The organism is Halomonas qaidamensis, assembly GCF_025917315.1.
GTDB lineage: Bacteria > Pseudomonadota > Gammaproteobacteria > Pseudomonadales > Halomonadaceae > Vreelandella > Vreelandella qaidamensis.
In genome coordinates this window covers 1,312,503-1,337,929 of record NZ_CP080627.1, presented here as the reverse complement: position 1 = coordinate 1,337,929, position 25,427 = coordinate 1,312,503, and the positions used below count along the sequence as shown (strand labels likewise).

26 protein-coding genes are annotated in these 25,427 nt (G+C 51.3%); 8 read left to right on the top strand and 18 right to left on the bottom strand.

The window, feature by feature from the left end:
* Nucleotides 1-6 precede the first annotated feature (6 nt).
* From K1Y77_RS06280 to K1Y77_RS06270, 3 genes are all read left to right on the top strand, one after another.
* Complete coding sequence (locus K1Y77_RS06280) at nucleotides 7-447, top strand: ATP-dependent zinc protease family protein (protein WP_030068904.1); 441 nt, start codon at nucleotides 7-9, stop codon at nucleotides 445-447.
* A gap of 46 nt (nucleotides 448-493) precedes the next feature.
* Nucleotides 494-1,402, top strand: coding sequence for a 30S ribosomal protein S6--L-glutamate ligase (gene rimK, locus K1Y77_RS06275; RefSeq protein ID WP_009724955.1), 909 nt, complete (start codon nucleotides 494-496; stop codon nucleotides 1,400-1,402).
* A gap of 87 nt (nucleotides 1,403-1,489) precedes the next feature.
* The gene (locus K1Y77_RS06270) at nucleotides 1,490-1,936 is read left to right on the top strand and encodes a hypothetical protein (RefSeq protein ID WP_030068901.1); all 447 of its coding nucleotides are present in this window, start codon (nucleotides 1,490-1,492) and stop codon (nucleotides 1,934-1,936) included.
* A gap of 1 nt (nucleotide 1,937) precedes the next feature.
* Here the strand turns inward: K1Y77_RS06270 and K1Y77_RS06265 are convergent, their stop codons facing one another.
* From K1Y77_RS06265 to K1Y77_RS06215, 11 genes are all read right to left on the bottom strand, one after another.
* Nucleotides 1,938-2,717: a SanA/YdcF family protein gene (locus K1Y77_RS06265; protein ID WP_030068899.1), complete on the bottom strand. Its 780-nt coding sequence runs from the start codon at nucleotides 2,715-2,717 to the stop codon at nucleotides 1,938-1,940.
* Between the two features lie 18 nt (nucleotides 2,718-2,735).
* Entirely contained in the window at nucleotides 2,736-3,305 is a 570-nt protein-coding gene (gene sufT / locus K1Y77_RS06260) for a putative Fe-S cluster assembly protein SufT (protein ID WP_030068896.1), read from the bottom strand.
* A gap of 22 nt (nucleotides 3,306-3,327) precedes the next feature.
* On the bottom strand, nucleotides 3,328-4,593 hold the full coding sequence (locus tag K1Y77_RS06255; protein ID WP_264430874.1) for a cysteine desulfurase: 1,266 nt from the start codon (nucleotides 4,591-4,593) through the stop codon (nucleotides 3,328-3,330).
* A gap of 32 nt (nucleotides 4,594-4,625) precedes the next feature.
* Nucleotides 4,626-5,966 (bottom strand): Fe-S cluster assembly protein SufD, encoded by a 1,341-nt coding sequence (sufD, locus tag K1Y77_RS06250; RefSeq protein WP_264018465.1) that lies wholly within the window; start codon nucleotides 5,964-5,966, stop codon nucleotides 4,626-4,628.
* Nucleotides 5,963-6,712 (bottom strand): Fe-S cluster assembly ATPase SufC, encoded by a 750-nt coding sequence (gene sufC, locus K1Y77_RS06245; RefSeq protein ID WP_030068890.1) that lies wholly within the window; start codon nucleotides 6,710-6,712, stop codon nucleotides 5,963-5,965. Before sufC ends, sufD begins: the two co-directional genes overlap by 4 nt.
* A 69-nt stretch (nucleotides 6,713-6,781) precedes the next feature.
* On the bottom strand, nucleotides 6,782-8,224 hold the full coding sequence (sufB, locus tag K1Y77_RS06240) for a Fe-S cluster assembly protein SufB (RefSeq protein WP_030068888.1): 1,443 nt from the start codon (nucleotides 8,222-8,224) through the stop codon (nucleotides 6,782-6,784).
* A gap of 71 nt (nucleotides 8,225-8,295) precedes the next feature.
* The gene (locus tag K1Y77_RS06235) at nucleotides 8,296-8,754 is read right to left on the bottom strand and encodes an SUF system Fe-S cluster assembly regulator (RefSeq protein ID WP_009724947.1); all 459 of its coding nucleotides are present in this window, start codon (nucleotides 8,752-8,754) and stop codon (nucleotides 8,296-8,298) included.
* A gap of 269 nt (nucleotides 8,755-9,023) precedes the next feature.
* Nucleotides 9,024-9,365, bottom strand: coding sequence for a zinc ribbon domain-containing protein YjdM (locus K1Y77_RS06230; RefSeq protein WP_030068884.1), 342 nt, complete (start codon nucleotides 9,363-9,365; stop codon nucleotides 9,024-9,026).
* An 87-nt stretch (nucleotides 9,366-9,452) separates the two neighbouring features.
* Entirely contained in the window at nucleotides 9,453-9,929 is a 477-nt protein-coding gene (locus K1Y77_RS06225) for a YbhB/YbcL family Raf kinase inhibitor-like protein (RefSeq protein WP_030068882.1), read from the bottom strand.
* A 69-nt stretch (nucleotides 9,930-9,998) separates the two neighbouring features.
* Complete coding sequence (locus K1Y77_RS06220) at nucleotides 9,999-10,556, bottom strand: hypothetical protein (RefSeq protein WP_264430870.1); 558 nt, start codon at nucleotides 10,554-10,556, stop codon at nucleotides 9,999-10,001.
* 28 nt (nucleotides 10,557-10,584) lie between these two features.
* Nucleotides 10,585-10,959, bottom strand: coding sequence for a thiol-disulfide oxidoreductase DCC family protein (locus K1Y77_RS06215; RefSeq protein ID WP_030068877.1), 375 nt, complete (start codon nucleotides 10,957-10,959; stop codon nucleotides 10,585-10,587).
* A gap of 80 nt (nucleotides 10,960-11,039) precedes the next feature.
* On the opposite strand from K1Y77_RS06215, the gene K1Y77_RS06210 reads away from it, so the two are divergent.
* Nucleotides 11,040-11,501 carry a flavodoxin family protein gene (locus K1Y77_RS06210; protein WP_264430867.1) on the top strand — a complete coding sequence of 154 codons (462 nt, stop codon included), beginning with the start codon at nucleotides 11,040-11,042 and terminating at the stop codon, nucleotides 11,499-11,501.
* Nucleotides 11,502-11,607: 106 nt separating this feature from the next.
* Here the strand turns inward: K1Y77_RS06210 and fadA are convergent, their stop codons facing one another.
* Both fadA and fadB read right to left on the bottom strand, forming a co-directional pair.
* Nucleotides 11,608-12,786 (bottom strand): acetyl-CoA C-acyltransferase FadA, encoded by a 1,179-nt coding sequence (gene fadA, locus K1Y77_RS06205; RefSeq protein ID WP_030068872.1) that lies wholly within the window; start codon nucleotides 12,784-12,786, stop codon nucleotides 11,608-11,610.
* A 23-nt stretch (nucleotides 12,787-12,809) separates the two neighbouring features.
* Entirely contained in the window at nucleotides 12,810-14,984 is a 2,175-nt protein-coding gene (fadB, locus tag K1Y77_RS06200) for a fatty acid oxidation complex subunit alpha FadB (RefSeq protein WP_030068870.1), read from the bottom strand.
* A 278-nt stretch (nucleotides 14,985-15,262) separates the two neighbouring features.
* Between fadB and K1Y77_RS06195 the strand changes: the two genes are divergently transcribed.
* Entirely contained in the window at nucleotides 15,263-16,420 is a 1,158-nt protein-coding gene (locus K1Y77_RS06195) for a DUF5924 family protein (RefSeq protein WP_030068868.1), read from the top strand.
* 71 nt (nucleotides 16,421-16,491) lie between these two features.
* On the top strand, nucleotides 16,492-16,944 hold the full coding sequence (slyA, locus tag K1Y77_RS06190) for a transcriptional regulator SlyA (protein WP_030068865.1): 453 nt from the start codon (nucleotides 16,492-16,494) through the stop codon (nucleotides 16,942-16,944).
* A gap of 24 nt (nucleotides 16,945-16,968) precedes the next feature.
* Here the strand turns inward: slyA and K1Y77_RS06185 are convergent, their stop codons facing one another.
* Entirely contained in the window at nucleotides 16,969-17,508 is a 540-nt protein-coding gene (locus K1Y77_RS06185; RefSeq protein WP_264430862.1) for a preprotein translocase subunit YajC, read from the bottom strand.
* A gap of 242 nt (nucleotides 17,509-17,750) precedes the next feature.
* Between K1Y77_RS06185 and K1Y77_RS06180 the strand changes: the two genes are divergently transcribed.
* On the top strand, nucleotides 17,751-18,203 hold the full coding sequence (locus K1Y77_RS06180; protein ID WP_030068860.1) for a universal stress protein: 453 nt from the start codon (nucleotides 17,751-17,753) through the stop codon (nucleotides 18,201-18,203).
* A gap of 50 nt (nucleotides 18,204-18,253) precedes the next feature.
* Here K1Y77_RS06180 and K1Y77_RS06175 read toward each other — a convergent pair whose 3' ends face one another.
* Entirely contained in the window at nucleotides 18,254-20,176 is a 1,923-nt protein-coding gene (locus K1Y77_RS06175; protein ID WP_264430859.1) for an ATP-binding cassette domain-containing protein, read from the bottom strand.
* Between the two features lie 153 nt (nucleotides 20,177-20,329).
* On the opposite strand from K1Y77_RS06175, the gene K1Y77_RS06170 reads away from it, so the two are divergent.
* Complete coding sequence (locus K1Y77_RS06170; protein ID WP_030068858.1) at nucleotides 20,330-21,343, top strand: AraC family transcriptional regulator; 1,014 nt, start codon at nucleotides 20,330-20,332, stop codon at nucleotides 21,341-21,343.
* A 3-nt stretch (nucleotides 21,344-21,346) separates the two neighbouring features.
* Here K1Y77_RS06170 and K1Y77_RS06165 read toward each other — a convergent pair whose 3' ends face one another.
* The 3 genes from K1Y77_RS06165 to K1Y77_RS06155 are packed head-to-tail and all read right to left on the bottom strand — an operon-like array spanning nucleotide 21,347 to nucleotide 25,426.
* A complete protein-coding gene (locus K1Y77_RS06165) occupies nucleotides 21,347-22,999 on the bottom strand; it encodes a fatty acid--CoA ligase (RefSeq protein ID WP_264430857.1) in 1,653 nt (550 codons plus the stop codon).
* A gap of 36 nt (nucleotides 23,000-23,035) precedes the next feature.
* Nucleotides 23,036-24,223 (bottom strand): beta-ketothiolase BktB, encoded by a 1,188-nt coding sequence (bktB, locus tag K1Y77_RS06160; protein ID WP_264430856.1) that lies wholly within the window; start codon nucleotides 24,221-24,223, stop codon nucleotides 23,036-23,038.
* Between the two features lie 60 nt (nucleotides 24,224-24,283).
* Nucleotides 24,284-25,426 carry an acyl-CoA dehydrogenase family protein gene (locus tag K1Y77_RS06155; protein WP_264018470.1) on the bottom strand — a complete coding sequence of 381 codons (1,143 nt, stop codon included), beginning with the start codon at nucleotides 25,424-25,426 and terminating at the stop codon, nucleotides 24,284-24,286.
* Between the last annotated feature and the right edge of the window lies 1 nt (nucleotide 25,427).

The window sequence follows — 25,427 nt, the reverse complement described above, 5'->3', positions numbered from 1 at the left end:
TAAGCCGTGAAGGAATTACCCTATCAGGCCAAAGCAGTCATCGGCCGCCGCGAAATGGTGACGTTACCTGAATTAGGGCTTCACCTTTGCTGCAAAGCCGATACTGGCGCACGCACCTCTGCTTTGCACGCTGAAGAGATTGATACCCATGAAGATGAAAACGGGCAGCTATGGGTGAGTTTTATTACTCACAGTGGAGGTCCGCAAACGCCGGCTCATCGTTACCAGCTCCATTTACATGACAGGCGACGCGTGACCAGCTCTAATGGGCACAGTGAGTGGCGCTATGTTATTCGCACCCCCATGCAATTGGGTGAACTAAATTTTCCGGTTGAACTAACCCTCACTGACCGTAGCAATATGCGCCACCCCATGCTGCTTGGACGCCGTGCTATGCGGCGTTTGCTGATAGCGCCTGGGGCTGCATTTTTGCACGGCGAGCCTTAAACTAACTTATTAGCCATAGCCACCTTTTTTGGCCCCGGAGCCCTGCATGCATATTGCCCTGCTTTCACGCAATCGCAATCTTTACTCTACTCGTCGCCTTATTGAAGCCGCCGAGCAGCGTGGGCATACTGCTCGCGTGGTAGACACGCTGCGCTGCTATATGAGCATCGCCTCCCACCATCCGTCGATTCATTACAAGGGCGCTGAAATTGAGCCCTTTGATGCTGTTATTCCACGCATTGGTGCCTCGGTTACGTTTTATGGCTGTGCCGTTCTGCGGCAGTTTGAAATGATGGGTACTTACGTCATCAATGATTCCGTTGCCATTACTCGTTCACGGGATAAGCTGCGCTCGTTACAGCTTCTTTCACGGAAAGGACTAGGCTTGCCGATTACCGGTTTCGCCCACTCTCCTGATGACATTCCCGACCTTATTACCATGGTCAAAGGTGCACCGTTAGTCATCAAACTGCTAGAAGGAACACAAGGAATTGGTGTGGTGCTTGCCGAAACCAATCAAGCAGCTGAGTCGGTTATTCAAGCGTTCATGGGCATGAAGACCAATATCATGGTGCAGGAATACATCAAAGAAGCACGCGGTGCTGATATTCGCTGCCTAGTAATTGGTGATAAAGTGGTTGCCTCCATGAAACGCCAGGCAGCCGAAGGTGAATTCCGCTCCAACCTGCACCGTGGTGGCACCGCTAGTGTCATTCGTATTACACCGGAAGAGCGCTCAACTGCTATACGCGCTGCGAAAGCCATGGGGTTGCGCGTTGCAGGCGTTGACTTACTGCGTTCTAACCATGGACCGGTGATTATGGAAGTCAACTCATCACCTGGCTTGCAAGGCATTGAAAATGCCACCGGCAAAGATATTGCTGGCATGATTATTGAGCATATCGAAAAAAATGCCATGCCAGTGCGTAAAGCGCCACCCAAGCCTAAAGGCTAAGCCAGAATGCAAAAATAATCCGCATTAGGGGTGGCAAATTAACGCTGCCGCCCCCACAATCTGCGTCACCGAAGGAGGTAGACGCTCATGTTTCTCGACAATCGCCAAGTGGCGATGGACAGCGTGCTGGAAGCGCTGGCCGATAGCATTGATTATTTCCAGGATAATATCGAACGCCTGCGACCCACTCTGCGTGACGCGCTGAAACCGCACTACACAGAGCGGTTAAAACAGATGCGCAATCTTCAGGAGTTGGCCCGGGCGCACTTGAAGATGCTGCCCCGGGATGCGGACGTAGAGCGCGATGACTTTTTATGGCTATGGAGCCGTCTAAAAAGCTTTGTGGGCAACGACAGTCAGGTATTAATCAATGAGCTGTTAGAACAAGAGCGTGTACTGATGCAGGCCCTATCAACACTGTTTACCCATCCCTTGCCTGACCCTATTGAGCCGGTGGTGGAAGAGTGCATGCAAGGTTGCCGTAAGTTAATACGCGAGCTGTATAACTTACAAAAACGCAAAACGCATCGCTGATCTATTTTCCTGCCACCTGCTCTTGTGGCGGCCGCACTAGTCTTGCAGCGTAGTGATTAACTGCAAGACGATCAGGGTCAAACGCTAAGCGAAACGCTTCACGAACAGTGCTGTTAGCTTTTAATTCAATAGGTTCTGGAGAGCCTAAAAAATATGGCTCTCTCCCCCATATATATAGATCGCCTAACGTCGCAACCCGTGCAGCCCATTCGCGAATCCTTAATCGCCACTCTCCCGCCGTTGATTCTTCTTCTGCAACACAACCGGTAACCTCAAGCCCTAGTGCGCGACCAATAAAAACCGCACGCGGAAGATGCCAACTTTGGGTAACTAACAATGCCTTATCAAGCTGAAAGACATCGCGAGCACGCACAAGCGTGTCGTAAGTACTAAACCCAGCAAAATCCATGGTGAGTTGATCTGCTGGCACACCACGCCGATATAGGTCGCGCCACATAGCGCGAGGCTCGTTATAGGCTTGAGTGCGATTATCCCCAGAGATTAACAAATGACCAACCCGCTGATCGGCAATCAAACGCGCAGACGTTCGCATCCGGGCATGAAAATGGGGGTTTCGAAAGCCACTACGCGTCCAGTTAGAGGTACCAAACACAATTGCCACATCCGCAGCACGACACTCATCAACATGATTATCAATGTAGCGGGCCGTACTGACGACCACCCAGAGATTACCTGCTATAAACAGCAATGCCGCCAGTAGCATTAACGCTCCAAGCGACATTAAAAAACGTTTTGTATAACGTAATAGCAAGCTGTGCATCCAGCTCCCCAGCAGGGGTTAAAACATGCCTAGCTCAAGCTTGGCTTCGTCACTCATCATGTCACGGCTCCAGGGTGGGCTGAAGACAATTTCAGTATGTACCTTGTTGATCTGAGGCGCGCCTAAGATTTTATTACGTGCATCCGCGGCAATAACATCGCCCATTCCACAACCGGGAGCGGTCAGAGTCATGCGAATAGTGACCATCCGCTCGCCATTAATTAAGCGCTCAAGACGGCAACCATAGACCAGCCCTAGATCGACAATGTTAACTGGTATTTCTGGATCAAAGCAGGTGCGTAACTGATCCCATACGAACTGCTCTATTTCCTCATCGTTGGCATCTTCAGGAAGCGTTGGGCGAGGCAAAGGTTCTAGACCTAACGCATCGAGGTGCCGCCCCTCTATCAAGTACAATCGCCCTTCAAAGCCAACGCTCACCGAACTACCTTTGGCTTGCATAACGCTCACGATACTGTCTTCTGCTAAGGTTTCTGTTTTACCAAACGGAATAGCAATAGCGTCGACATCACGTTGAAGCGGCAATTTTTGGCCTCGTTCAAGGCGGGCTACTTGCTCGATATCCATAACGATCCTTAAATGACGGCCTTTAACGTACCATACCAATCACACGATTAAGCGCGGCGACAAAGATATCCACCTCTTCTAAGGTGTTGTAAGCGGCAAAAGAGGCACGGCACGTAGCATCCACACCGAAATGATGGAGTAACGGCTGTGCGCAGTGATGCCCCGTGCGAATAGCCACACCTAACTGGTCAATCAACAAACCGATATCTTGAGAGTGTGCCCCATCAACCACAAATGAGAGCACGCCTGCTTTATTAGGCGCAGTACCTAGAATTCGTAAGCCGTCAATTCGACTTACCTCTTCAGTCGCATGGTTCAGCAAGACAGCTTCCCAGGCGCTAATAGCATCGACACCAACGCTATCCATCCAATCTAAAGCGCTACCAAGGGCGATGACTTCTGCGATCGCTGGCGTGCCTGCTTCAAACTTATGAGGAATTTCTGCGAAAGTGGTAGCAACGTCAAAAGAGACCGTTTTAATCATCTCACCACCGCCCTGCCAAGGTGGCATCGCTTCTAATAAGGCTTTCTTACCGTACAGCACACCCACGCCGGTGGGGCCATACACCTTATGCCCAGAAAACGCATAAAAGTCAGCGTCAATATCCTGCACATCGACCATTTGATGCGGCGTTGCCTGAGCGCCATCGACCAAAATTAACGCACCCTGCTGGTGGGCAAGGGCCGCCATCTCTTTGACTGGGTTAATAGTACCCAACGCATTAGAAACATGGTTAACCGCCACCAGTTTGGTGCGCTCATTAAGCAACGCACGGTACGCTGCTAAATCTAACGCACCGTTGGCCTCAACGGGAATCACCTTGATGGTAAAACCGATTTCAGCTGCCAATAGCTGCCAGGGCACAATATTGGAATGATGCTCCAACATTGAAATGAGCACTTCATCGCCAGCAGCAAGCTGGGTGCGGCCCCAGCTTTGAGCTACCAAATTAATTGCTTCAGTCGTGCCCCGCGTAAAGATGATCTGGCGGGCATCTTCCGCATTGAGAAACGCTTTAACACGGTGCCGTGTGGCTTCAAATGCTGCTGTCGCCTCATCCGACAAGGTGTGCAAACCGCGATGGATATTAGCGTTATAGCGCGAATAGTAGTCGCTAAATACGTCAATAACCTGCTGGGGTGTCTGGCTTGTCGCGGCATTATCGAGATATACCAGCGGCTTACCGTGCACTTCCCGTTTTAGTATCGGAAAGTCGTTGCGCAGCGCCGCGACGTTAAACGCCGCGTTTACAAGCTCAGTAGGTTTCTCAATCACGCTATGGGGCATCGGTGACTCCTTGGCTGGTCGTTGAGTGCGTTTTAGTCGTTGAATGCAGCCGCCGCTTCAACCAACCCCGCTAAATTGAAACGCTCCGGCAGCTTGCCTGCCACCGCTAGCTCTACCCGCTCAGCAATCACATCAAGCGCTACTTGCTCAAGCACTTCACCTGCGAACGCGAGTGTCAACAGTCCACGAGCGGTCGCTTTATCAATTCCGCGGGTACGCAGCGCATAAATCGCGTCTTCGTCCAGCTGACCTGTGGTGGTGCCATGTGAACACTTGACATCATCTGCATAGATTTCAAGCTCAGGCTTAGCATCAATCTGCGCGCGATCAGAAAGCAATAAGTTTTGGTTGCTTTGGAAACCTTCAATCTTCTGACTATCGCGTTTAACGTACACTTTACCGTTAAAAACGCCGTGGGCACGGTCATCCAGAATGCCTTTGTAGTTCTCATTCGAGAACGTCAGCGGCGCATTATGATTAACCTTGGTGTGGTTATCCACATGCTGACGACCTTGGCCGAAAAACAAGCCATAGAAGTTGGTTTCTGCACCCTGGCCATTCAAATCACTAATTAGATCGTTGCGCACCAACGCGCCACCCAGATTCAGGTTAAAGGAGCTGTAGCGGCTATCGCGGCTCTGCTCCACATGAATACTGGCAACATGCAGGTCGCCTAGGGGCGCTTCTTGCAGTTTGTAGTGGTTCAGTATTGCTCCACGATCAAGCATTAACTCGGCGACCACGTTGGTGAAGTTGGCCGCATCGGCCTCACCGATATAGTGTTCAATCAACGTCGCTTCGCTACGCCCTGCTGCTTCTACCAAAATGCGCGGATGACACATCACAGGCGTGCCCGCACGGGATAGAAACTGCAGTAGGATGGGTTTTTCTACTACAGTACCCGGTGCGATACGCACTACGGCACCCTCTTCCGTAAACGCTGTGTTCAGCGCTGCAAACGGGGAGAAATCCACGCCGGTCAGGCGACCCAGGGGCCCACCCACCGCTTCGTGGTTATCAGCTAGTGCTTTGGAAAGCGGCAAGACCTGAACGCTACTTGGCAGTGCTTCTAGGTCCGACAATGCCGCAGAGAAGACGCCATCCACGAAGGTTAAGCGATAAGCGTCCAATGGCAGCGTAAGTGCGGCCGCTTGCGCCTGAGAAAAGTCGGCATTTTCAGCCAGCGCAAAGTTGCCCTGGGCAATCGCGCGTACATCGGTGTATTTCCACTCTTCATCGCGGCGGGTAGGAAACCCCATGGCTTCAAAGCGGGCAGCGCCCGCTTGGCGGCGAGCCGCAATCCAGGTGGGCTCCGCACCGCGCTGTTGGCTACGCGCGTTCAGCGTGTCCAAAAACGTTTGCGTATCGCTCATGCCACAGACTCCTCAATACCTTCATAGCCGTTGGCTTCCAGCTCTTTGGCAAGCTCAGCATCACCGGTTTTGACAATGCGACCGTCAACGAGGACGTGCACTTTATCCGGGACGATGTAGTCGAGCAGGCGCTGGTAGTGCGTGACCAACAAAATAGCTCGCTCTTCAGCGCGCAGGCTGTTGACGCCGTCGGCAACAACTTTCATTGCATCAATATCGAGTCCCGAATCAATTTCATCGAGCATGGCAAGTTTCGGTTGGAGCACTAGCATCTGAAGAATTTCGTTGCGCTTTTTCTCACCACCAGAGAAACCTTCATTGACAGCACGCTGCAGGAAACTGGCATCCATCTTCATAAAGCCCAGCTTCTCTTTTACTAGCTTCATAAATTCAGGTGCTGGCATCTCTCCTTCACCACGCGCGACGCGCTGAGCGTTCAGCGCTGACTTAAGCAGATAGATGTTTTTTACCCCTGGAATTTCCACTGGGTACTGGAAGCCAAGCAGCAAACCCGCTTGGGCGCGCTCTTCAATTTCCATCTCCAGCACATCCTGGCCTTCAAAGGTAACGCTACCTTGAGTCACTTCATAACCATCTTTACCGGCGATAACGGCAGACAAGGTAGATTTACCCGCGCCGTTTGGACCCATAATGGCGTGCACTTCGCCCGCATTGATGGTGAGTGTGAGGCCTTTTAAGATTTCTTTGCCATCGACGGTGACGTGTAAATCATTAACTTGCAACATAATCATAACCTTTTAAATTCTTGCGGGACGCTATCGCGCCCCCCGTAAAATAAGTCGGGTGCGAAGTAATTAACCCACCGCGCCTTCAAGGGTCACATTCAGAAGCGCTTCGGCTTCAACAGCGAACTCCATAGGCAGCTCTTGGAAAACATCTTTACAGAAGCCATTCACAATCATGCTAACTGCATCTTCTTCTGAAATTCCGCGGCTTTGGCAGTAGAAAAGCTGGTCTTCACCAATCTTGGATGTGGTGGCTTCGTGCTCAATCGTAGCGGTGCTGTTACCAATTTCCTGATAGGGGAACGTGTGGGCACCACACTTATCGCCAATCAGCAAGGAGTCGCACTGAGTGAAATTACGCGCTCCTTTGGCACGGGGGCCAATTTTAACCAAGCCACGGTAGGACTGATCGCTTTTGCCCGCGGAAATACCTTTGGCAACAATATAGGAACGGGTGCCTTCACCAATGTGAATCATCTTGGTGCCAGTATCGGCCTGCTGACGGCCGTTAGTCACCGCCACAGAATAGAATTCACCGATACTGTCTTTGCCACGCAAGATACAGGAAGGATACTTCCAGGTAATCGCTGAACCGGTCTCTACCTGTGTCCAGCTAATCCGTGAACGCTCACCGCGACAGTCGCCACGCTTGGTAACAAAGTTGTAAATACCGCCCTTGCCGTTTTCATCACCGGGATACCAGTTCTGAACGGTGGAATACTTAATATAGGCATCATCCAAGGCAACGAGCTCGACGACGGCCGCGTGAAGCTGGTTTTCATCACGCATTGGCGCCGTACAACCCTCCAGATAAGATACCTGAGCACGGCTCTCGCAGATAATCAGGGTGCGCTCGAACTGGCCAGTATTAGCCGCATTAATACGGAAATAGGTCGATAGCTCCATTGGACAGGTAACGCCTTCAGGAACAAATACAAATGAGCCATCGGTAAATACAGCCGAGTTCAATGCAGCAAAGTAGTTATCAGCAACAGGAACGACCGTACCAAGGTACTGCTTGATAAGATCAGGATAATCGCGAATCGCTTCAGAAATTGAGCAGAAAATAACGCCTGCTTCACCTAACTGCTTTTTGAACGTGGTTGCCACAGAGACTGAGTCAAATACCGCGTCTACCGCTACACCTGCAAGCGCTGCACGCTCATGCAGAGGAATACCAAGCTTTTCGTAAGTTTCTAGCAGCTTGGGATCAACTTCATCCAAGCTTTGCGGCCGATCTTCTGGGCGCTTAGGTGCACTGAAATAAGAAATTGATTGGTAATCAATCGGCGGATAGTCAAGATGCGCCCAAGAGGGCTCTTTCATTTTTAGCCACTGACGGTACGCATCTAAGCGCCACTCCAGCATCCATTCCGGCTCGCCTTTCTTATTGGAAATAAAGGCGATGGTGTTTTCATCAAGGCCAGGTGGCAGGGTGTCGCTTTCAATATCGGTTATAAAACCATCTTTATATTCGCGACGAACCAACTGTTCCATTTCTTCGCTTGCCATGGTGATACCCTCCGGGCAGTTGGGTGGCGAGGTCAGCTCGCCGTCAATAGAGATAATATTGCCTAGCCTGTTTAAGCAGATGCCAAGCTAATACTTTGAATCGGTAATTGTACGGGCAGCTTGATTGGCGTTGTGTCGGCTAAGTGTGCCAGCGTCACGCTTTCTAGCAGCGTACGTATCGCTAGCGATACTCGCTGCCAGTTATCAGCCACACCGCAGGTAGCAGCCAGGTCGCATTCGCCTTCAGCTTGACTACATTCTGTCATCGCCACCGGCCCTTCAATGGCCGCGATGATATCGGCAGCAGTAATATGTGACGCGGGCCTCGCCAAACGGTAACCGCCTTGAACACCACGCTGTGACTCCAGAAGCCCAGCTTTTACTAACATTTTGAGTGTTTTACTGACAGTAGGATGAGGCAGCTGCACGGCTTCTGCTAAATCAGCCGCCGCATGCGACGCCTGAGGATGGCGAGCAATTTGTGCCATCACGACAGCGGCATAGTCTGTCAGCCGAGAAAGCTTGAGCATGTTGACTCCCGTTGACCGTCACAGTGGACTCATCTGTTAATTGGGGACCATTTTAGTCCTGTATAAGTTTCATGTGAAGCCCTTCTGCAAAATCCTTATCAATTTGTGCAAAATAACAGCACGTTCGCCACTGTTAGCATCAAAAACAACAATCATTATCATTTAAGAAAACTATCAATCTTCTTAAATGCAAAAAGCCTACGAAGGAGTCGTAGGCTTTTCTAGATAGTATGACAGAGCGCTTTCTTAAGGATACTAGGCTTCAAGTGTTAGGCTTTTTTGACGAACTCGGACTTAAGCTTCATGGGCCCAATGCCGTCAATCTTACAATCAATATCGTGATCACCACCGACTAACCGAATATTTTTAACTTTGGTGCCTACCTTGACCACTAATGAGCTGCCTTTGACCTTAAGATCTTTGATGACAGTGACGGTGTCACCATCAGCCAGACTATTCCCATTAGCATCACGGATACTTGACTCGGCTTCTTCAGCGCCCTCATTAGCGTCCTTTGACCATTCGTTGCCACATTCTGGGCAAACATACTGGATACCATCGTCATAGGTAAATTCAGAGGCACAAGCAGGACAGTTGGGTAGTTCACTCATCGTAGGCTCCATTACTTCAGTCTAATACGCAGGACTTAGAAAGCGATGGAGCCTACACGGGTTTTGCAAAATGTCCAGGAGGGTGTATCAGCCGCGCTGATAGGTACCAACCAATCGGTTCATACCCAACAGGTGGGGTTCAATTTCATTAAGCAACTCTTTAAGCGTTAATCCTTCTGGTAGAGAGGTTTGATGATCCAACGCCAACACCCAAAAGTAGTAAAGATGGCTGCCATGCCCTTCTGGTGGCATTGGGCCACAATAGCCATGGCTTCCTTGGTCATTCATACCTGGCGTCCCTACCGGTGTGTTTTCTGCTAAATCATGAATGTCACCAGGGAGATTATAGAGAACCCAATGAACAAACCCGTAAGTACCGTCTTTTACCAACGGGGCATCAGGGTCGTGACAAATCACTGCAACCCCTTTAGTGCCTTCGGGCACACCGTCCCAAGATAAGGCAGGCGATACATCATCGCCCTCACCCGTATGCTTAGAAGGAATAGGCTGATGGTTGAGAAATGCGCTGCTAGTCACCTGCAGAGAGGATAGTGCAAATGCCATGCTGTTCTCCTAAATGGATAAAACAAAAGAGCATTTTTAGCCTTGTTGAACAGCACAAAGATGTCAACATTAATTCAGCTTAGCTGAATGCCGCTGCCACCACTCACGGGCAATGCGTACATTGTTAGCATTCGCCGCCGAATCTAACACGGAGGGCAACTGTATATAGTCACCTCGAGTTCTCGCCATTAATAGCGGATCTTGGGTGGCAAGATGAAGCGCATATAGAGCTAACATCAACTCATAGTCATCAGTAGTATCAAGGCGCGCAAACAGCAAAGGTACAGCAGGCAAGCCGATTTCTCCTAACCTTTCTGCCGCGATATACCAAGTTCGAGGGTTATCTTGGCCGCCATACTGCGAGACAAACCGCCTGTCTGCTAATCGGCTAACATAGTAGGCCGCTTTCTCTTCAGGGCTCGTTAACAACGGCGGCGCCCAGTCGGTTACTTGGCGGTCAGCTACGTAGCCGGGTTGTGCTGCTACTGGAGATACCTGAGCCACGGCAGGTGACACTTCCTGAGCGATGGCATCAGGTGTTTGAGGGGAGGCTGACTGACCAGCGCACCCCGCTAACATAGCCAACATTGCGTATGCTGGCACTAACCATAGAGGACACTGCTTCATGATAAATTCCCTATATCAATATCCATACTTATTCAGACCAACGCCCTTCCCGCTTTAGGCGCTTTTTTACCCAGCAATCATAATACCAGCGTAAGGCTTTTTTGATTCCCGGCAGGCCAATAAGCCATGCAATTGGCACAAGCAGTGGAATACGCATCATCAGCAAGCGGTAGGCATCGATACCTTCAATAAGAGTGCCATCAGCTTTTTCGATATGCAGCGAGCGTAAAGCAGCGTTTGGTGTCACCCCTTTTTCACGCAACTGCCGTTGGTGCTCAGTGACATCACACCAGTTAATCCCGTTGCCATGCTTGCCAGCCCAGCGCTCAAAAAGACGACGATCCTTCCTGCAAATAGGGCAAACAGCATCGTAGAAAACATTGATTGAGGCATTATCAGACATATAGGCTCTCATCGTGGTCATACTTAGCCGTGGAACACGTTGCACTAGCCATGCAAATTATCATTTAACGGGGCGCTATCATGAAACATCTATTAATCGTTGCCCATGCACCCTCACTAAATACCCGTGTCTTGAGCGAAGCCGCAAAACGAGGTGCTAGCCAAGACACCATAGAACAGGTTACTTGCACAGTAAAAACGCCGTTTGAGGCTGGACCAGAAGATATTCGCGCCTGCGATGGCATTTTACTCGGCACAACGGAAAACCTGGGCTATATGAGCGGCGCACTCAAGGATTTCTTTAATCGTAGCTACTATCCCATCCTAGAAGAAAAACAAGGGCTTCCATGCGCACTTTATATTCGTGCGGGTATCGATGGCACTGGCACAAGGCGAGCGGTTGAAAGCATTGTGACAGGGCTACGCTGGCGCTGGGTTCAGGAACCACTAACGTTACGTGGTCAATGGCAGGACACTTTTGCCGACCAAGTAGAAGAGCTAGGCCTTTACATGGCAGCGGGACTGGATAATGGCCTATTTTAATGCTTGTTTTTAATATCTGTTTTTAATAAAAATTTAAACGTAAAAACGGCACCGTGTGGGTGCCGTTTTAAAAGCGAGTGCTTTGCGATTTAACTATATAGCGTGCTTATTTAAGACGTTCAAATACCGTCGCAACCCCTTGCCCCATACCGATACACATCGTTGCAAGACCAAGGGTGGTATCACGCTGTTGCATGACGTTAAGCAGTGTCGTACAGATGCGCGATCCCGAACAGCCCAGCGGGTGGCCAAGTGCAATAGCACCACCGTGTAAGTTTACCTTTTCATCCATAGCATCTAAGAAGCCAAGATCTTTCAATACGGGCAAACCTTGGGCTGCGAACGCTTCGTTAAGCTCGACTGTTTGAATATCTGCAGCCGATAAGCCAGCGGCTTTCAGTGCCTTTTTAGACGCAGGCACCGGGCCGTAACCCATAATAGAGGCATCACAACCTGCCACACCGGTGGAAAGCACTTTCGCAATTGGCTCAAGCCCTAACGCTTGAGCGCGCTCGTAGCTCATCACGGCCATGGCTGACGCACCGACCGACAATGCAGATGACGTGCCAGCAGTAACGGTACCGTTACGCGGATCAAACACCGGCTTAAGACTGGCCATTGATTCAAGACTCGCCTCAGGACGGATGACTTCATCATGCTTGAATAGCACTTTAAAGCCGCGCTGATCGTGACCTTCGACACCGATAATTTCGTTATCGAAATAGCCCTTTTCCATGGCGGCCTGGGCACGCTGGTGGGAACGCACGCCAAACTTATCCTGATCTTCACGGGAAATACCGTGCATTTTACCCAGCAGCTCAGCGGTTAGTCCCATCATCATAGCGGCTTTCGCGGCGTACTTACTGGCAGCGGGGTTAACGTCAACACCGTGAGCCATGGGCACGTGCTCCATGTGCTCTACCCCACCAATCACGTAAAAATCGCCCATGCCCGCTTTAATGTTAGCCGCCGCAATGTGTAGCGCGGTCATCGAAGATCCGCACAAACGGTTAACCGTTTGCGCAGGCACCGAGCGGGGAATACCAGTCATAATCGCCGCATTACGCGCGATGTTCATGGACTGCTCAAGGGTCTGGTTAACGCAACCCCAGATCACATCGTCCACTTCGGATGGGTCTAGATTGGCGTTACGATCAAACAGCGCCTGCATGACGGCTGCTGATAAGTTTTCAGCACGCACGTTGCGGAACGCACCATTTTTAGCTTTCGCCATGGCGGTACGTACACCGTCAACCACCACGATATCTCTTGGGTTCAAACTCATCTTCTATCTCCTATGCGTGGTGGTTAGGCCTGAGTGCCAGAATAAAATTGCTCATTATTTTGAGCCATCTGACGCAGTTTCTCAGTGGGCGCGTAAAGCGGGCCTAACTCATTGGCAAGGTTTTCGGCTAGCTTCACGAACTCGGCAACGCCCATCGCGTCAATGTAGCGCAGCGCGCCACCGCGGAAGGGAGGGAAACCAATGCCGTAGATCAGCGCCATATCAGCTTCAGCAGGGGTTTCCACAATGCCATCTTCAAGGCAACGCACCGTTTCCAGACAAAGCGGTACCATCATGCGAGCGATAATGTCTTCATCAGAAAACTCTTTCTGCTCTTTCACGACGTCTTTCACCAGCGCGTAGGCTTGTTCGTCGGTAACTTTCTTAGGTTTGCCTTTCTTATCTTCTTCATAGGCATAGAAGCCTTTATCGTTCTTCTGGCCCAGGCGCTTATTGTCGTACATCACCTGAATAGCGGTTTTGCCGTCACGCGCCATGCGATCCGGGAAGCCTTCCGCCATCACTTCGTTAGCGTGTACTGCGGTATCTAGACCCACTACGTCCAGCAGGTAAGCAGGCCCCATGGGCCAGCCAAATTTTTCCATCACTTTGTCAACGCGTTGGAAATCAGCGCCCTGCTCTACTAGGAAGCTAAAGCCACCGAAATATGGGAACAGTACGCGGTTGACCAAAAAGCCGGGGCAGTCGTTCACCACGATCGGAGTTTTGCCCATTGCACGTGCGTAGGCGACCGTTGCGGCTACCGCTGCATCTGAGGTCTTCTCGCCACGAATAACTTCCACCAGCGGCATACGGTGCACAGGGTTGAAAAAGTGCATACCGCAGAAGTTTTCAGGACGTTTAAGATTCTTAGCCAGACGATTGATAGAAATCGTTGAGGTGTTAGAGGTAAGGATGGTGTTTTCGCTCACCATGCCTTCCACTTCGGTCAGTACAGCGTCTTTAACCTTTGGATTTTCAACGACTGCCTCAACCACTAGGTCAACATTGCCGAAATCACCGTAGGAAAGCGTAGGTCGAATGTTGGTCAGTTTTTCGGCCATCTGCTCGGTGGTCAGCTTTTTACGCTCTACCTGCTTAGCAAATAGCTTACGCGCTTCCTTCAGGCCTAGCTCGATAGCCTCATCGTTAATATCCTTCATTACGATGGGCGTGCCTTTGCTGGCGCTCTGATAGGCGATACCACCGCCCATAATGCCTGCGCCTAGCACGGCGGTTTGCTTAACTGGCTGCGACTGCTTCTCGTACTTGCTACCTTTTTTCTTCACGACTTGGTCGTTAAGGAACAGGCCAACCAAATTAAAGGCAACGCTGCTGAGCGCTAGCTTCGCGAATGCTTTTGCTTCAATCGCCTGGGCACGGTCACGAGTTTCGCCAGCGCCTTTTTGAATCACTTTGATGGCTTCAACCGGCGCCGGGTAGTGAGGGCCAGCCTTGCCAGCGACGAACCCTTTGGCCGTTTCAAAGGCCATCATCTGTTCAATAGCGTTCAGCTTAAGGGGTGTTTTCTTCTCTTCGCGGCGTGCTTGGTAATCCAGCTCACCGGCATTGGCACGATCCAACATGTCCAACGCGGCTTCTTCAAGATGCTCGTGGCTTACCACTGCATCAACAGCGCCGACTTTTAGTGCAGCGTTAGCACGGTTTTCAGTGCCGCCCGCAATCCACTCAACGGCATTATCAGCACCAATTAAGCGGGGTAAACGTACACAGCCGCCCCAACCTGGCAAAATACCCAGCTTGGTTTCCGGCAAGCCAATTTTGGCTTTTTCACTCATTACTCGGAAATCAGTGGTCAGCAGTACTTCGCAGCCGCCACCAAGTGCTAAGCCATTAATAGCCGTCACGGTTGGAAAAGGCAGATCTTCAATCGCATTGAAAATGTCGTGAACCTTAAGGTTCATCTCGACGAGATACTCTTCACCTTTGTCAAAAAGGCTGTGAAATTCAGTAATATCAGCGCCGACAATAAACGCATCTTTACCGCTGCTAATTATCAGGCCCTGCAGGCCACTTTCCGCTTGAAGCGCTTTTACTGCTTCACCTAGCTCTGCCACAACGGCGCTGGATAGCTTATTAACGGACTCATCTTTCAGATCGAAAGTGAGCTTAGCGATGTCATTGCCACCTTGGGTGTCACGACGCTCCACCGTGATGGCATTGCCTTGATAGATCATCCGCGCTCTCTCCACAAGTTCGGGCTGGCGCCTTGAATCGGGCCCGCCACGCATTCATACGGTCGTTTGATTGCTTAAGCTTGGTTGAGATACAGCAGAACGTCAAGCCCTGACTTTTGGCTAATACGCTTATCTCATAAATGAACGTACACGATGAAACTAGGAACCGCCTAACTGCTCTCACATTTCTTGCGTATTTTTACGGCATAGTGGGCACACATCGACTTTGCCGATAAATCCAACCATCATGCCGTTTTCATTTATGAGCCAACATCGTTATGGGTAGTTTCTTTACTCCCGCTCGTATCTCGGCCCTACAAGTACGGGTTGAGAGTGCCGTCGAACGTCTAAAACCCTGGAGCTGGCTGTGGCCACCTATCGCTTTTGGCGCAGGGCTGGGTAGTTTTTTTCTAGTGGATCGCCAACAGTGGTTGGGCGCCGCATTGGCGTTAGGGCTACTTTTTGCCTGGCTGCTATTGCTCACTGAGAGCCTTATGGGGCGCTGGCTTGCTAAACGTGGCCACCCCACCTTGCCCCGCGGGGTCACCACCTTTATCGCCCAAATGATTCACCAGGAAACCCTGTTCTTTACGTTACCGTTCATTCTGGTTACTACCGTGTGGAATAGCGGGCAGACACTCTTTGCATTGTTAGTGATCGCAATGGCAATACTGTCCATCATAGATCCGCTCTACTATAAGCTCGCTGGGCGCTGGCGAAGTCTCTACTTCATTTTTCATGCTCAGTGTGTCTTTTTAGTGGTGCTGGTCATTCTGCCTATTATGCTGCAACTGACAACGGGCCAAAGCTTAATCCTTGCGCTGTTGATTACCGTATTTATCGCACTGCCTAGTTTTTGGCATTTATTAAAAAAGCGTTCGCTAGCGCGCTGGTGCGGTTTCTTTGGGCTCACTATTGTATTGGCCTATGCGGCATGGCTTGGCAAAATTTGGGTGCCTCCCGCCAGTCTATGGATGACAAATAGTGCACTCTCTCCAGCTCTAGATATTCAGAGCCGTGAACCGCAAGGGTCCATGGCGCTTACGCCAGACGCGATTCGCTCTAAAGGTCTTTACGTTTACACCGCTATTAGAGCACCCCGTGGATTAAGCGAGACGATTCATCATGTATGGCACCACAACGGTGAATTGTTAGATGAAGTAGAGCTTGCTATCAACGGAGGACGAGAACAGGGATACCGTGCGTGGAGCCATAAGCAAAATTTCCCTGAATCTCCGTCGGGAGAGTGGCGTATCGATATTATGACGGATAGCGGACAACGGCTGGGGCTGATCCGCTTTACTGTTTCGGAAGATTTGGAAAAAGCCACGATAGCGGACAGTAAGATCCAACCAAGCGGCTTGAGCGCGCTAAATTTGCGCCGCTTTGTACCTGGAAACAACAGCTCTGAAAACGATTCATCAACGGATGAATAACATAACGCCTTGCATTCAGCGCCGCAGCTTATGACAATTCGCCTACTTACACTTTTCGGTAGCTGTTTATTATGCCTTCAACAATTGGTTTTCGCATTGCACGCCTGCCCCACCTGTGGCGCTCTATTATTGACCGAAGGCTTGCCCCGTTAGGGCTAACCCAGACACGCTGGGTGACGCTTTATCATCTTTGGAAATTAGGCGAAGGCAACCCACAGTGTGATTTAGCAAGGGCAATTGGCGTAGAAGCTCCGTCATTAGTACGAACACTGGGACAACTCGAAGCGCAAGGGCTAGTCGAACGACGAGCCTGTGATAATGACCGCCGTAGCAAGCGGCTTTACCTAACGCCCGCTGCAATGCCGCTGCTTGAGCAAATTGATAGCGTTGTCCAAGCGGCGCGCAAAGAGATGCTGGCTGGGCTCAGCGAGAGTGATTTAGACCAGTTAGATAAGTGGCTAGCGCTAATAGAGTCTAATGGCATGGCGATTCAAGCAAGAGACCAAGACGGTCCCTCGGCATAAGATTTCCTATAGTGCCCTGCTGTTTTAATGCCCTGCTGTTTCGCCAGCCCCATTTAGCGGCCTTGCAGCAGGGCGGTCTGATAACCCACCTAGTGCTTCTTTTAGTGCCTGAAAATCTTTTATATAAGTAGAGAACCGCTCGGCAGCTTGCGACTCCCACCACCAAAGCGTTAGCGCCGTAGAGTTTGACTCAATCACCAATGCATCTTGTGGAAGGCGCTCTAGCAGGGCTTTCAAAGAGACGCTTGCCATTTCTGGCAGCGGCCGTAATGGCGCAATACGCCAACGCCACCCGGCATGATAAAGCTCCAGCGCTTCACTTGCGTTTGACTCACGCACCAACACAAAATCAGGCCCTGGCTGCTGCTGGGAAAAATACCAACGATAGGCGGGCATCGTTCCTCTAAAATGATGCAGCGGGGGCTTTTCCATCTTGATCGTTACCCCTTGTTTCGTGGCGCTAGTCCGCAGCGCCATTTGGCGCTTTTGCTGTGGGCTGGGTTTCAACCACATCACCGGCGCAATAACAAACATCAAAATAAAAATGATAATTAACCATTCCATCTAGGCAGCTCTCCTGATTCTAAATACGATTTGTAAACACGGGCTGTAAGTACGAACTATGAGCACCAGCATATAAGTGCCGGTATAAGTGCCGGGCGTAAATACCAGCCATCTTCATGAGCCATCAAAACGGGTTTAACTTAAAAAAGCATGACACAGATCGTTGTTAAGATTGCGCTTGCAACCTAAAGTAGAGGTCATCTAACAAAGCTTTTTGTTAACTATCACCAAGGAGATAAGCCATGAGCTATCACCACATCTTAGTCGCCGTTGATCTGACCAAAGACTCTCATAGAATCTTAGAGCGCGCAGTCGCTATTGCTGAACGTAATAACGACGCAAAGATTTCTATCATGCACACTCTCGAACCTTTGGGCTTCGCTTACGGCGGCGATATTCCGATGGATCTTACCAGTATTCAAGACCAGCTAGATGACCACGCTAAAAAACGACTAGCAGAAATTTCTGCACCCCACGTCGCCCCTGCCGACCAACACGTTGTGGTCGGTATGCCGGACACTGAAATTCACCGCTTTGCAGAAGAGCATAACGTCGATCTCATCGTGGTTGGCTCCCATGGGCGTCACGGCTTTGCTCTGCTGCTTGGCTCTACTTCTACCGGCGTACTACATGGCGCGCAGTGTGACGTTTTAGCCGTTCGGGTCGGCAAAAAAGGCGAAAAGAGCGACGAATAAGTCGTGAAGAAGGCACCCTAAGGGGTGCCTTAATTCATTGGCGACCGTCGCTATTCACCGTTGGCCATTGCTTCTAACTCCATCCAGCGCTCCATTGCTTCTTCAAGCGTCTTCTGTACTTCCTCCAGCGCTTGCAGCTTGGCATTTACCGCTTCGGCTTCTTGCTGATAGAAGGCTGGATCGCCAATTTCTTGCTCTAACGCCTCTACTTCATTCTCAAGGCGTTCAATCTGAGCGGGTAATGCGTCTAATTCCCGCTGCACTTTGTAAGAGAGCTTGACGGTTTTTTTAGCGGGCTCGGCAACCGGCTTCTCTGGCGTTTTTTCAACCGAAACGCTGGTCGGCTCAGTATTCTGGCGAGCAGCACCTTCCCATGGGGCAGGCGGTAACTTCCCCCCCTGACGAATCCAGTCCGTATAGCCACCCACATACTCACGCACACAGCCTTCGCCTTCAAAGGCCAGCATGCTGGTCACGACGTTATCCATAAATGTTCGGTCGTGGGAAACCAGCAGCAGCGTCCCATCAAAGTCCAGCAGCAGCTCTTCAAGCAGCTCTAGGGTTTCCATGTCCAGGTCGTTAGTCGGCTCATCCAGCACCAGTACGTTGGCCGGCTGGGTAAACAGCTTGGCTAACAGCAGGCGGTTAGACTCACCGCCGGAAAGTGCTTTTACCGGCTGTCGAACGCGGTCAGGGGTGAACAGAAAATCCTGAAGATAGCTCATCACGTGGCGATCTTTGCCGCCTACGGTTACCCGGTCACTGCCCTGAGCGACGTTGTCATAGACGGTTTTTTCAAGCTCCAGGCCAGCGCGTAACTGGTCGAAGTAAGCCACCTTCAAATTGGTACCCAGCTGAACACTGCCTTCGGTTGGGGCAAGCTCGCCTAGCAGAATTTTCAGCAGCGTTGTTTTACCGGCACCGTTGCGGCCAAGGAAACCGATGCGGTCGCCACGCATCACTTCAAGGTTCACATCACGCAGAATGACATCACTGCCAAAGCGCTGGGTGACACCTTTTAGCTCGACCACTCGCTTACCAGTACGCTCGCCGCTGTCGACAGTGAGGTTAGCAGTCCCTTGGCGCTCACGGCGCTGGCTGCGCTCTACGCGCATCTGCTCAAGTTCCCGCACACGCCCTTCGTTGCGGGTACGCCGCGCCTTAACGCCTTGCCGTATCCAAACTTCTTCTTGGGCCAGTTTTTTGTCAAAAAGCGCATGTTCACGGGCTTCTACTTCCAGCTCGTGCTGTTTACGCTCTTGATACTCGGCGTAGTTACCGGGGTAACGGCCTAGCTTGCCGCGGTCTAGCTCAAGGATCGTGGTGGCCAGTTTAGATAAAAAGGCCCGATCGTGGGTAATTAGTAATACCGCGCCGTTGAAGGCCAGCAGTTGCTCTTCCAACCAAGCAATGGTGTCCAGGTCAAGATGGTTAGTAGGCTCATCAAGAAGCAATAAGTCAGGTTCAGACACCAATGCTCGCGCCAATGCAACACGACGGCGCCAGCCGCCGGAAAGCGCGCTCATTTCGGCTTCAGGGGGCAAACCTAAGCGAGTAAGTACAACATCAATACTCTGATGGAAAGACCAGCCGTCGATGGCCTCGATGCGCGTTTGCAGCTTGGCCATGCGATTCATATCGGGGTCGGGGTCATTGATCAGGTGCTGGTATTCGGAAAGCAGCTCCCCCGCTTCCGGCAGCCCTTGAGCGACCATATCAAAAATCGTCATGCCTGAAGAGGATTCAGGCAGCTCCTGAGACAATACGCCGATCTTCAAGCCAGGCGCTCGCCAAATAGTGCCGTCATCAGCATGAATGTCACCCGCTACTAATTTTAATAGCGTTGACTTACCGGTGCCGTTGCGCCCGACCAGCGCCAGCCGCTCGCCTTTTTCAACCGTCAGGTCGGCGCGGTTAAGCAGTACTTGGGTGCCGTAAGCAAGTTGCAGCTGTTCTAGTCGTAACAAGGTCACGCAGTGTCCTCCTTCATCATGAGGCGCACAGTGTAACGCATGCGCTCGTGTTAAGGAGGCCCCTTATAGTGCCAAACGACACATCGTGCTAACGTCTCTTCATCACGTGATAATAACAAGGTAGTGCCAAGCTACACGTTTAGGGCTGACATCGTGACTGTTACCGTCTCAATGCACTTTGTGAACGAGCTATTATGTGGTTTACCTGCCACCGAACTCGCTCCTACCCGTTATTTAGAACAGGCAGGGATTTCTCCCTTTCTGCTGAGCGCGCCTAATGGGCGGGTCACGGTTGAGCAGTTTGCCGAGCTTTACCGCTTACTGGCCCTTGAGTTGGATGATGAAACACCGGGGTTTTTCTCCAGGCCGCTACGCTGTGGAACGCTAAAGCTACTGTGCCTAAGCTTGCTAGACGCGCCCACTCTGCAGATTGCGCTTCACCGCTATACGCAGTTTTTCCGCATTCTGTTAGATGATTTTAGCTATTGCTTTACGATTGAAGGTGAGTTGGCCCGCATGGCGCTAGAAGAACATGCGCCACTTCAAGGAAGCCGAATATTAATTCATGAGCTAATGTTGAAGCTTTTTCACGGTATCGCCTCATGGATGATAGCGCGCAAAATTCCACCTATTCTAATGGAATGTGGCTACGACCAACCCGCCCACAGCGCTGACTACCTCTACTTTTACCCTGGCAAAGTAAGGTTTGACCAACCACAAACGGCTGTTTATTTTGATAAAACGTTTCTAGACCATCCTATCCGTCAAACTAAACAGCATTTGGGCGCATTTTTACAGCGCGCTCCAGCGGATTGGTTTTATGTCTCTTTTGAGGATCGCTTGATCACCCATCGTGTTCGCGAACACCTTAGCCGCCACTTACCCACCTCATGTACTGTTCAACATGTCGCAGACGCTGTCCATATGTCCGTTCGTACACTCTCAAGACACTTGAAAATTGAAGGTACCCATTTCCAAGCGGTTAAAGACGAATACCGTCGCGACTATGCTATTCAAGCACTCACTCGCAGCACACAACCACTGACCACAATTGCAGAAAAACTGGGCTTTGAAGACCTAGCGTGTTTTAGCCGAGCGTTCAAACAGTGGACAGGGAACTCGCCCGCCGCCTACCGAAAGGCTCAAACGGCGGGCATTAAACGCTAGCGTTTAGATCTCAGTGCGAATACGTTTTTTATCCAGTTTACCCACACTGGTTTTAGGAATTTCATCTACAAAGCGAATCATCGATGGTATGCCCCATCGGTTGATACTGCCCTGCTCTACGAACTGCTCCATAAAATTCTGCACGTCTTCTGCCGTGGGTGGGTTATTTACATCGCTGGGGACGACGAGTGCCGCCGGCCGCTCGCCCCATTTATCATCCGCAACGCCAATCACCGCCACTTCCGCCACGCCTGGGCATTGGCTGATATAGCTTTCTATTTCTAGCGAAGAGAGCCACTCTCCGCCGGTTTTGATAACGTCTTTGATACGGTCGCTAATAGTCAGGAAGCCATGCTCATCAATCGAACCAACGTCACCGGTATGAAGCCAGCCATCCCGCCAAAGCTCTTCACTGCGCTTCTCTTCTTTGTAATAGGCTTGGGTTAGCCAAGGTGCCTGGGCACGCACTTCTCCCACGCTAACACCATCATGGGGTAACGGCTCTCCATTGGCATCAACCACCTGTAACTTCACCAGAGGCACGGGCAAACCAGCCTTACACCGCCAAGGAAGCTGTTCTTCAAAATTAGCTTCTGTGACATCCCGAGGTAAGATATCGGCCGTTAATAGTGGGCAAGTTTCTGACATGCCGTAGGCACTGCGCGTATCGATTCCGAGTGACCAAGCACGGCTGGCCAACGCCTGAGTAAGCGCACTTCCGCCCACCAGCACCTTCCAACCGGTTAAATCAATTTTTTTCGATGCAACGGCGTCAGCGCTCACCACCATATTTAACAGCGTTGGCACGCAGTGAGAAAAATCGACCTTTTCGTTTACCAGCAGCTTCACCAACATTTCCGGCTCATAGCGGCCAGGATATACCTGGGTCGCTCCCATCAAGGTGGCGGTGTAAGGCACGCCCCAGGCATGCACATGAAACATCGGCGTGATAGGCATATATACCTTGTCACGGTTGAGCAACTCAAAGCCCGGTGCTTGGAAGGTACTAGCTTCACCGAGTGTATGCAGGACTAATTGGCGGTGGGTAAAAAATACCCCTTTTGGGTTGCCGGTGGTGCCTGTGGTGTAAAACAGCGTGGCCACTGCGTTTTCATCAAACACAGGAAACTCGTAATGAGTTGGCTGCTCACTTAACAGCGCTTCAAACTCCCCCACTAACGGCAGCGACGTATTAACCGTGCTAGCCGTTTCTTGGCAAAGCAGATAACCGCGTATGTTAGGTAGTTGGTCAGCAAGTGGTTCTAATAGCGGCACGAAATCCTCATGCACCAGCACAAAGACATCTTCAGCGTGTTCCATCGTGTAGTGAATTTGCTCAGGTGCCAAACGCACATTGACGGTATGCAGCACGGCACCAATCATGGGAATGGCGAAAAAGCACTCTAAATAGCGATGGCTGTCCCAGTCCAACACCGCCACCACATCACCTGCCTGAACGCCTTGTGCGGTGAGCGCATGGGCAAGCTGGTGTACCCGCTCACGAAAACGCCGATAGTCATGACGGCTCTGGTCTCGATAAACAATCTGATTGTTTCCCGCCATTCGAACACCAGACTCCAGCAAGTCTCTGATTAACAGAGGCGAGTTCGTCGCTGACGGCGTAGAAGAAAGTATTTTTGGCGTTATCGTAGACATAAAACACACCTGTCGATTGTTATTGGAAACCGTTTGTTACTCGCGTTCGATTAACAACGCAATGCCCTGACCACCGCCGATACACAGCGTGATCAAGCCATAGCGGCCCTGGCATCGCTCCAGTTCATGCAAGGCTTTCAGGATCAAGATAGCACCGGTCGCACCGACAGGATGCCCAAGCGCCACCGCACCGCCGTTCGGGTTTAGTTTTTCCAATGGGAATCCTAGCGTATCGGCAACCGCCATTGCTTGTGCTGCAAACGCTTCGTTGGACTCAATCACATCAATATCATTGATCGTCAGCCCTGCCTGTTGGAGGCAGCGTTTCACCGCAGGGATTGGCCCTAATCCCATTACCGAAGGCTCCACACCGGCGGTGGTTGCCACACGAAGTCGCGCCCTCACCGTTAAATTGCGTTGCTGTGCTTCATCGGCATGCGCCAGCACCAAGGTCGCTGCGCCGTCGTTGATCCCCGAGGCGTTTCCTGCCGTTACTACTCCCTCTTTTTTAAAGGCCGGTTTAAGCCGGGCTAGATCACTTAACTCAACGCCTTCACGCACATGTTCATCACGGGCAAAGGAAACCGTCTGCTTACCTTTTGTCACTTCAACAGGCACGATTTGCTCGTCAAAACGCCCTTCTGCAATGGCTTTAGCCGCCTTACGGTGGCTATCCACCGCAAACTGATCCAGCTGCTCGCGGCTTAAGCCATACTGCTTGGCGATATTTTCAGCAGTCATCCCCATGTGCCCGCTGCCAAAGGGGTCACTAAGAATGCCGAGGGTAAGATCTTGGATATTGGCATCGCCCAGGCGTATGCCATTGCGTGCTTGGGGCGGCAGTAGATAAGCACCTCGTGACATCGACTCAGCCCCACCCGCCAATGCCAGTCGGCTGTCCCCCAGCGCGATTTGCTGCGCCGCCGATACCACCGCCTGCACGCCGGAACCACATAGCCGGTTAACATTAAAAGCACCCGCTTCTTTCGGCACGCCCGCATTCAGTGCGATATGACGGGCAAGGTAGGCATCTTCGGGGCCGGTAGTAATAATATGTCCATACACCGAGTGGTCGATATCAGCGCCAGTAATGCCCCCACGACGTAGTGCTTCCTGGGCCGTGATGGTGCCTAACTCATGGGGTGCGAAAGATGAGAGGGACCCACCAAACCCACCAATGGCGGTGCGAGCACCGCTTACAATCACAACGCTATCCAGCTGCATAGTCTCTCCTTAGTAATGGCACACGGCAGGTAAGAGCTTAAGAAACGGGCTTAAAAAAGCTTAAGCCACTTTGCCCAACAGCGAGCGTGCGACCACTTCTTTCATAATCTCAGAACTACCGGCGTAAATCGTCTGTACACGTGCATCTAAATAGAACCGTGAAATCGGGTATTCATGGGTGTAGCCATAACCGCCAAACAGCTGAAGGCACCGATCAACAGCGCGACACTGAAGCTCGCTGAGCTGTAATTTGAGTATCGCCGCATCGGTACTTGTCATCGTGCCCTGACGATACTTATTAACGCACTGATCAAAGTAGGCTCGCGCGACATCCAGCTGTGCCTTGATCTCAGCCAGCGTAAAGCGGGTATTTTGAAAATCGGCCACGCGCTGGCCAAATGCGTGACGCTGGGTGACATAATCAAGGGTTAATGCCAACGCGCCCTCTACTGCGCCAAGCGCTTGCGCACCTACGCCTAGGCGTTCCCGAGGAAGTTCTTGCATGAGATAGCGAAACCCAGCGCCCTCTTCACCTAGCAGTGCGCTCGCTGGCAGATGCAACTGATCAAACGCCAGCTCTGCTGTATCGCTGGCGTGCTGGCCAATTTTCTTAATCGGCTTGCCACGGGAAAAACCAGGGAGTGACGTATCGACCAAAAACAGTGAGACCCCTTTTGCACCGGCACTGGGGTCTGTTTTTGCACAGACAATCACGAGATCTGCTACTTGGCCATTGGTAATAAACAGTTTGCTGCCGTTGAGCATCCACCCATCGGCTGTTTTGGTGGCACGGGTTTTCATGGCTGCCAAGTCACTGCCAGCATGAGGCTCGCTCATGGCAATCGCTCCCAACCATTCACCGCTTGCCATGCGGGGTAGCCACGTTTCGCGCTGTTCATCAGTGCCTAAATTTTGCAGGTAAGGCATGACAATATTGGCGTGAATATTGTAAGCGCTGGCTAGCCCACCAAACCCTTGCCGAGACATCTCCTCCAGTGCCAGTTGGGTGATGGCAATATCGGCACCGGAGCCACCATAGGTTTCATCAAGGTCAATCCCCAATAGGCCAGCGGCACCCAACGCTTTCCATAAAGAGCGTGGTATTTCACCGGCCGCTTCCCACTGTTCGTAGAAAGGGGTCACTTCCTGCGCTAAGCAGCGGGAGATCATGTCATGAAATAGCGCCTGTGTTTGCTCGTCCATG

Excerpts from the sequence above, each read along its gene's own strand:
- rimK (WP_009724955.1), top strand. The coding sequence starts at position 494 with ATGCATATTGCCCTGCTTTCACGCAATCGCAATCTTTACTCTACTCGT.
- K1Y77_RS06270 (WP_030068901.1), top strand. The coding sequence starts at position 1,490 with ATGTTTCTCGACAATCGCCAAGTGGCGATGGACAGCGTGCTGGAAGCG.
- K1Y77_RS06265 (WP_030068899.1), bottom strand. The coding sequence starts at position 2,717 with ATGCACAGCTTGCTATTACGTTATACAAAACGTTTTTTAATGTCGCTT.
- sufT (WP_030068896.1), bottom strand. The coding sequence starts at position 3,305 with ATGGATATCGAGCAAGTAGCCCGCCTTGAACGAGGCCAAAAATTGCCG.
- K1Y77_RS06255 (WP_264430874.1), bottom strand. The coding sequence starts at position 4,593 with ATGCCCCATAGCGTGATTGAGAAACCTACTGAGCTTGTAAACGCGGCG.
- sufD (WP_264018465.1), bottom strand. The coding sequence starts at position 5,966 with ATGAGCGATACGCAAACGTTTTTGGACACGCTGAACGCGCGTAGCCAA.
- sufC (WP_030068890.1), bottom strand. The coding sequence starts at position 6,712 with ATGTTGCAAGTTAATGATTTACACGTCACCGTCGATGGCAAAGAAATC.
- sufB (WP_030068888.1), bottom strand. The coding sequence starts at position 8,224 with ATGGCAAGCGAAGAAATGGAACAGTTGGTTCGTCGCGAATATAAAGAT.
- K1Y77_RS06235 (WP_009724947.1), bottom strand. The coding sequence starts at position 8,754 with ATGCTCAAGCTTTCTCGGCTGACAGACTATGCCGCTGTCGTGATGGCA.
- K1Y77_RS06230 (WP_030068884.1), bottom strand. The coding sequence starts at position 9,365 with ATGAGTGAACTACCCAACTGTCCTGCTTGTGCCTCTGAATTTACCTAT.
- K1Y77_RS06225 (WP_030068882.1), bottom strand. The coding sequence starts at position 9,929 with ATGGCATTTGCACTATCCTCTCTGCAGGTGACTAGCAGCGCATTTCTC.
- K1Y77_RS06220 (WP_264430870.1), bottom strand. The coding sequence starts at position 10,556 with ATGAAGCAGTGTCCTCTATGGTTAGTGCCAGCATACGCAATGTTGGCT.
- K1Y77_RS06215 (WP_030068877.1), bottom strand. The coding sequence starts at position 10,959 with ATGTCTGATAATGCCTCAATCAATGTTTTCTACGATGCTGTTTGCCCT.
- K1Y77_RS06210 (WP_264430867.1), top strand. The coding sequence starts at position 11,040 with ATGAAACATCTATTAATCGTTGCCCATGCACCCTCACTAAATACCCGT.
- fadA (WP_030068872.1), bottom strand. The coding sequence starts at position 12,786 with ATGAGTTTGAACCCAAGAGATATCGTGGTGGTTGACGGTGTACGTACC.
- fadB (WP_030068870.1), bottom strand. The coding sequence starts at position 14,984 with ATGATCTATCAAGGCAATGCCATCACGGTGGAGCGTCGTGACACCCAA.
- K1Y77_RS06195 (WP_030068868.1), top strand. The coding sequence starts at position 15,263 with ATGGGTAGTTTCTTTACTCCCGCTCGTATCTCGGCCCTACAAGTACGG.
- slyA (WP_030068865.1), top strand. The coding sequence starts at position 16,492 with ATGCCTTCAACAATTGGTTTTCGCATTGCACGCCTGCCCCACCTGTGG.
- K1Y77_RS06185 (WP_264430862.1), bottom strand. The coding sequence starts at position 17,508 with ATGGAATGGTTAATTATCATTTTTATTTTGATGTTTGTTATTGCGCCG.
- K1Y77_RS06180 (WP_030068860.1), top strand. The coding sequence starts at position 17,751 with ATGAGCTATCACCACATCTTAGTCGCCGTTGATCTGACCAAAGACTCT.
- K1Y77_RS06165 (WP_264430857.1), bottom strand. The coding sequence starts at position 22,999 with ATGTCTACGATAACGCCAAAAATACTTTCTTCTACGCCGTCAGCGACG.
- bktB (WP_264430856.1), bottom strand. The coding sequence starts at position 24,223 with ATGCAGCTGGATAGCGTTGTGATTGTAAGCGGTGCTCGCACCGCCATT.
- K1Y77_RS06155 (WP_264018470.1), bottom strand. The coding sequence starts at position 25,426 with ATGGACGAGCAAACACAGGCGCTATTTCATGACATGATCTCCCGCTGC.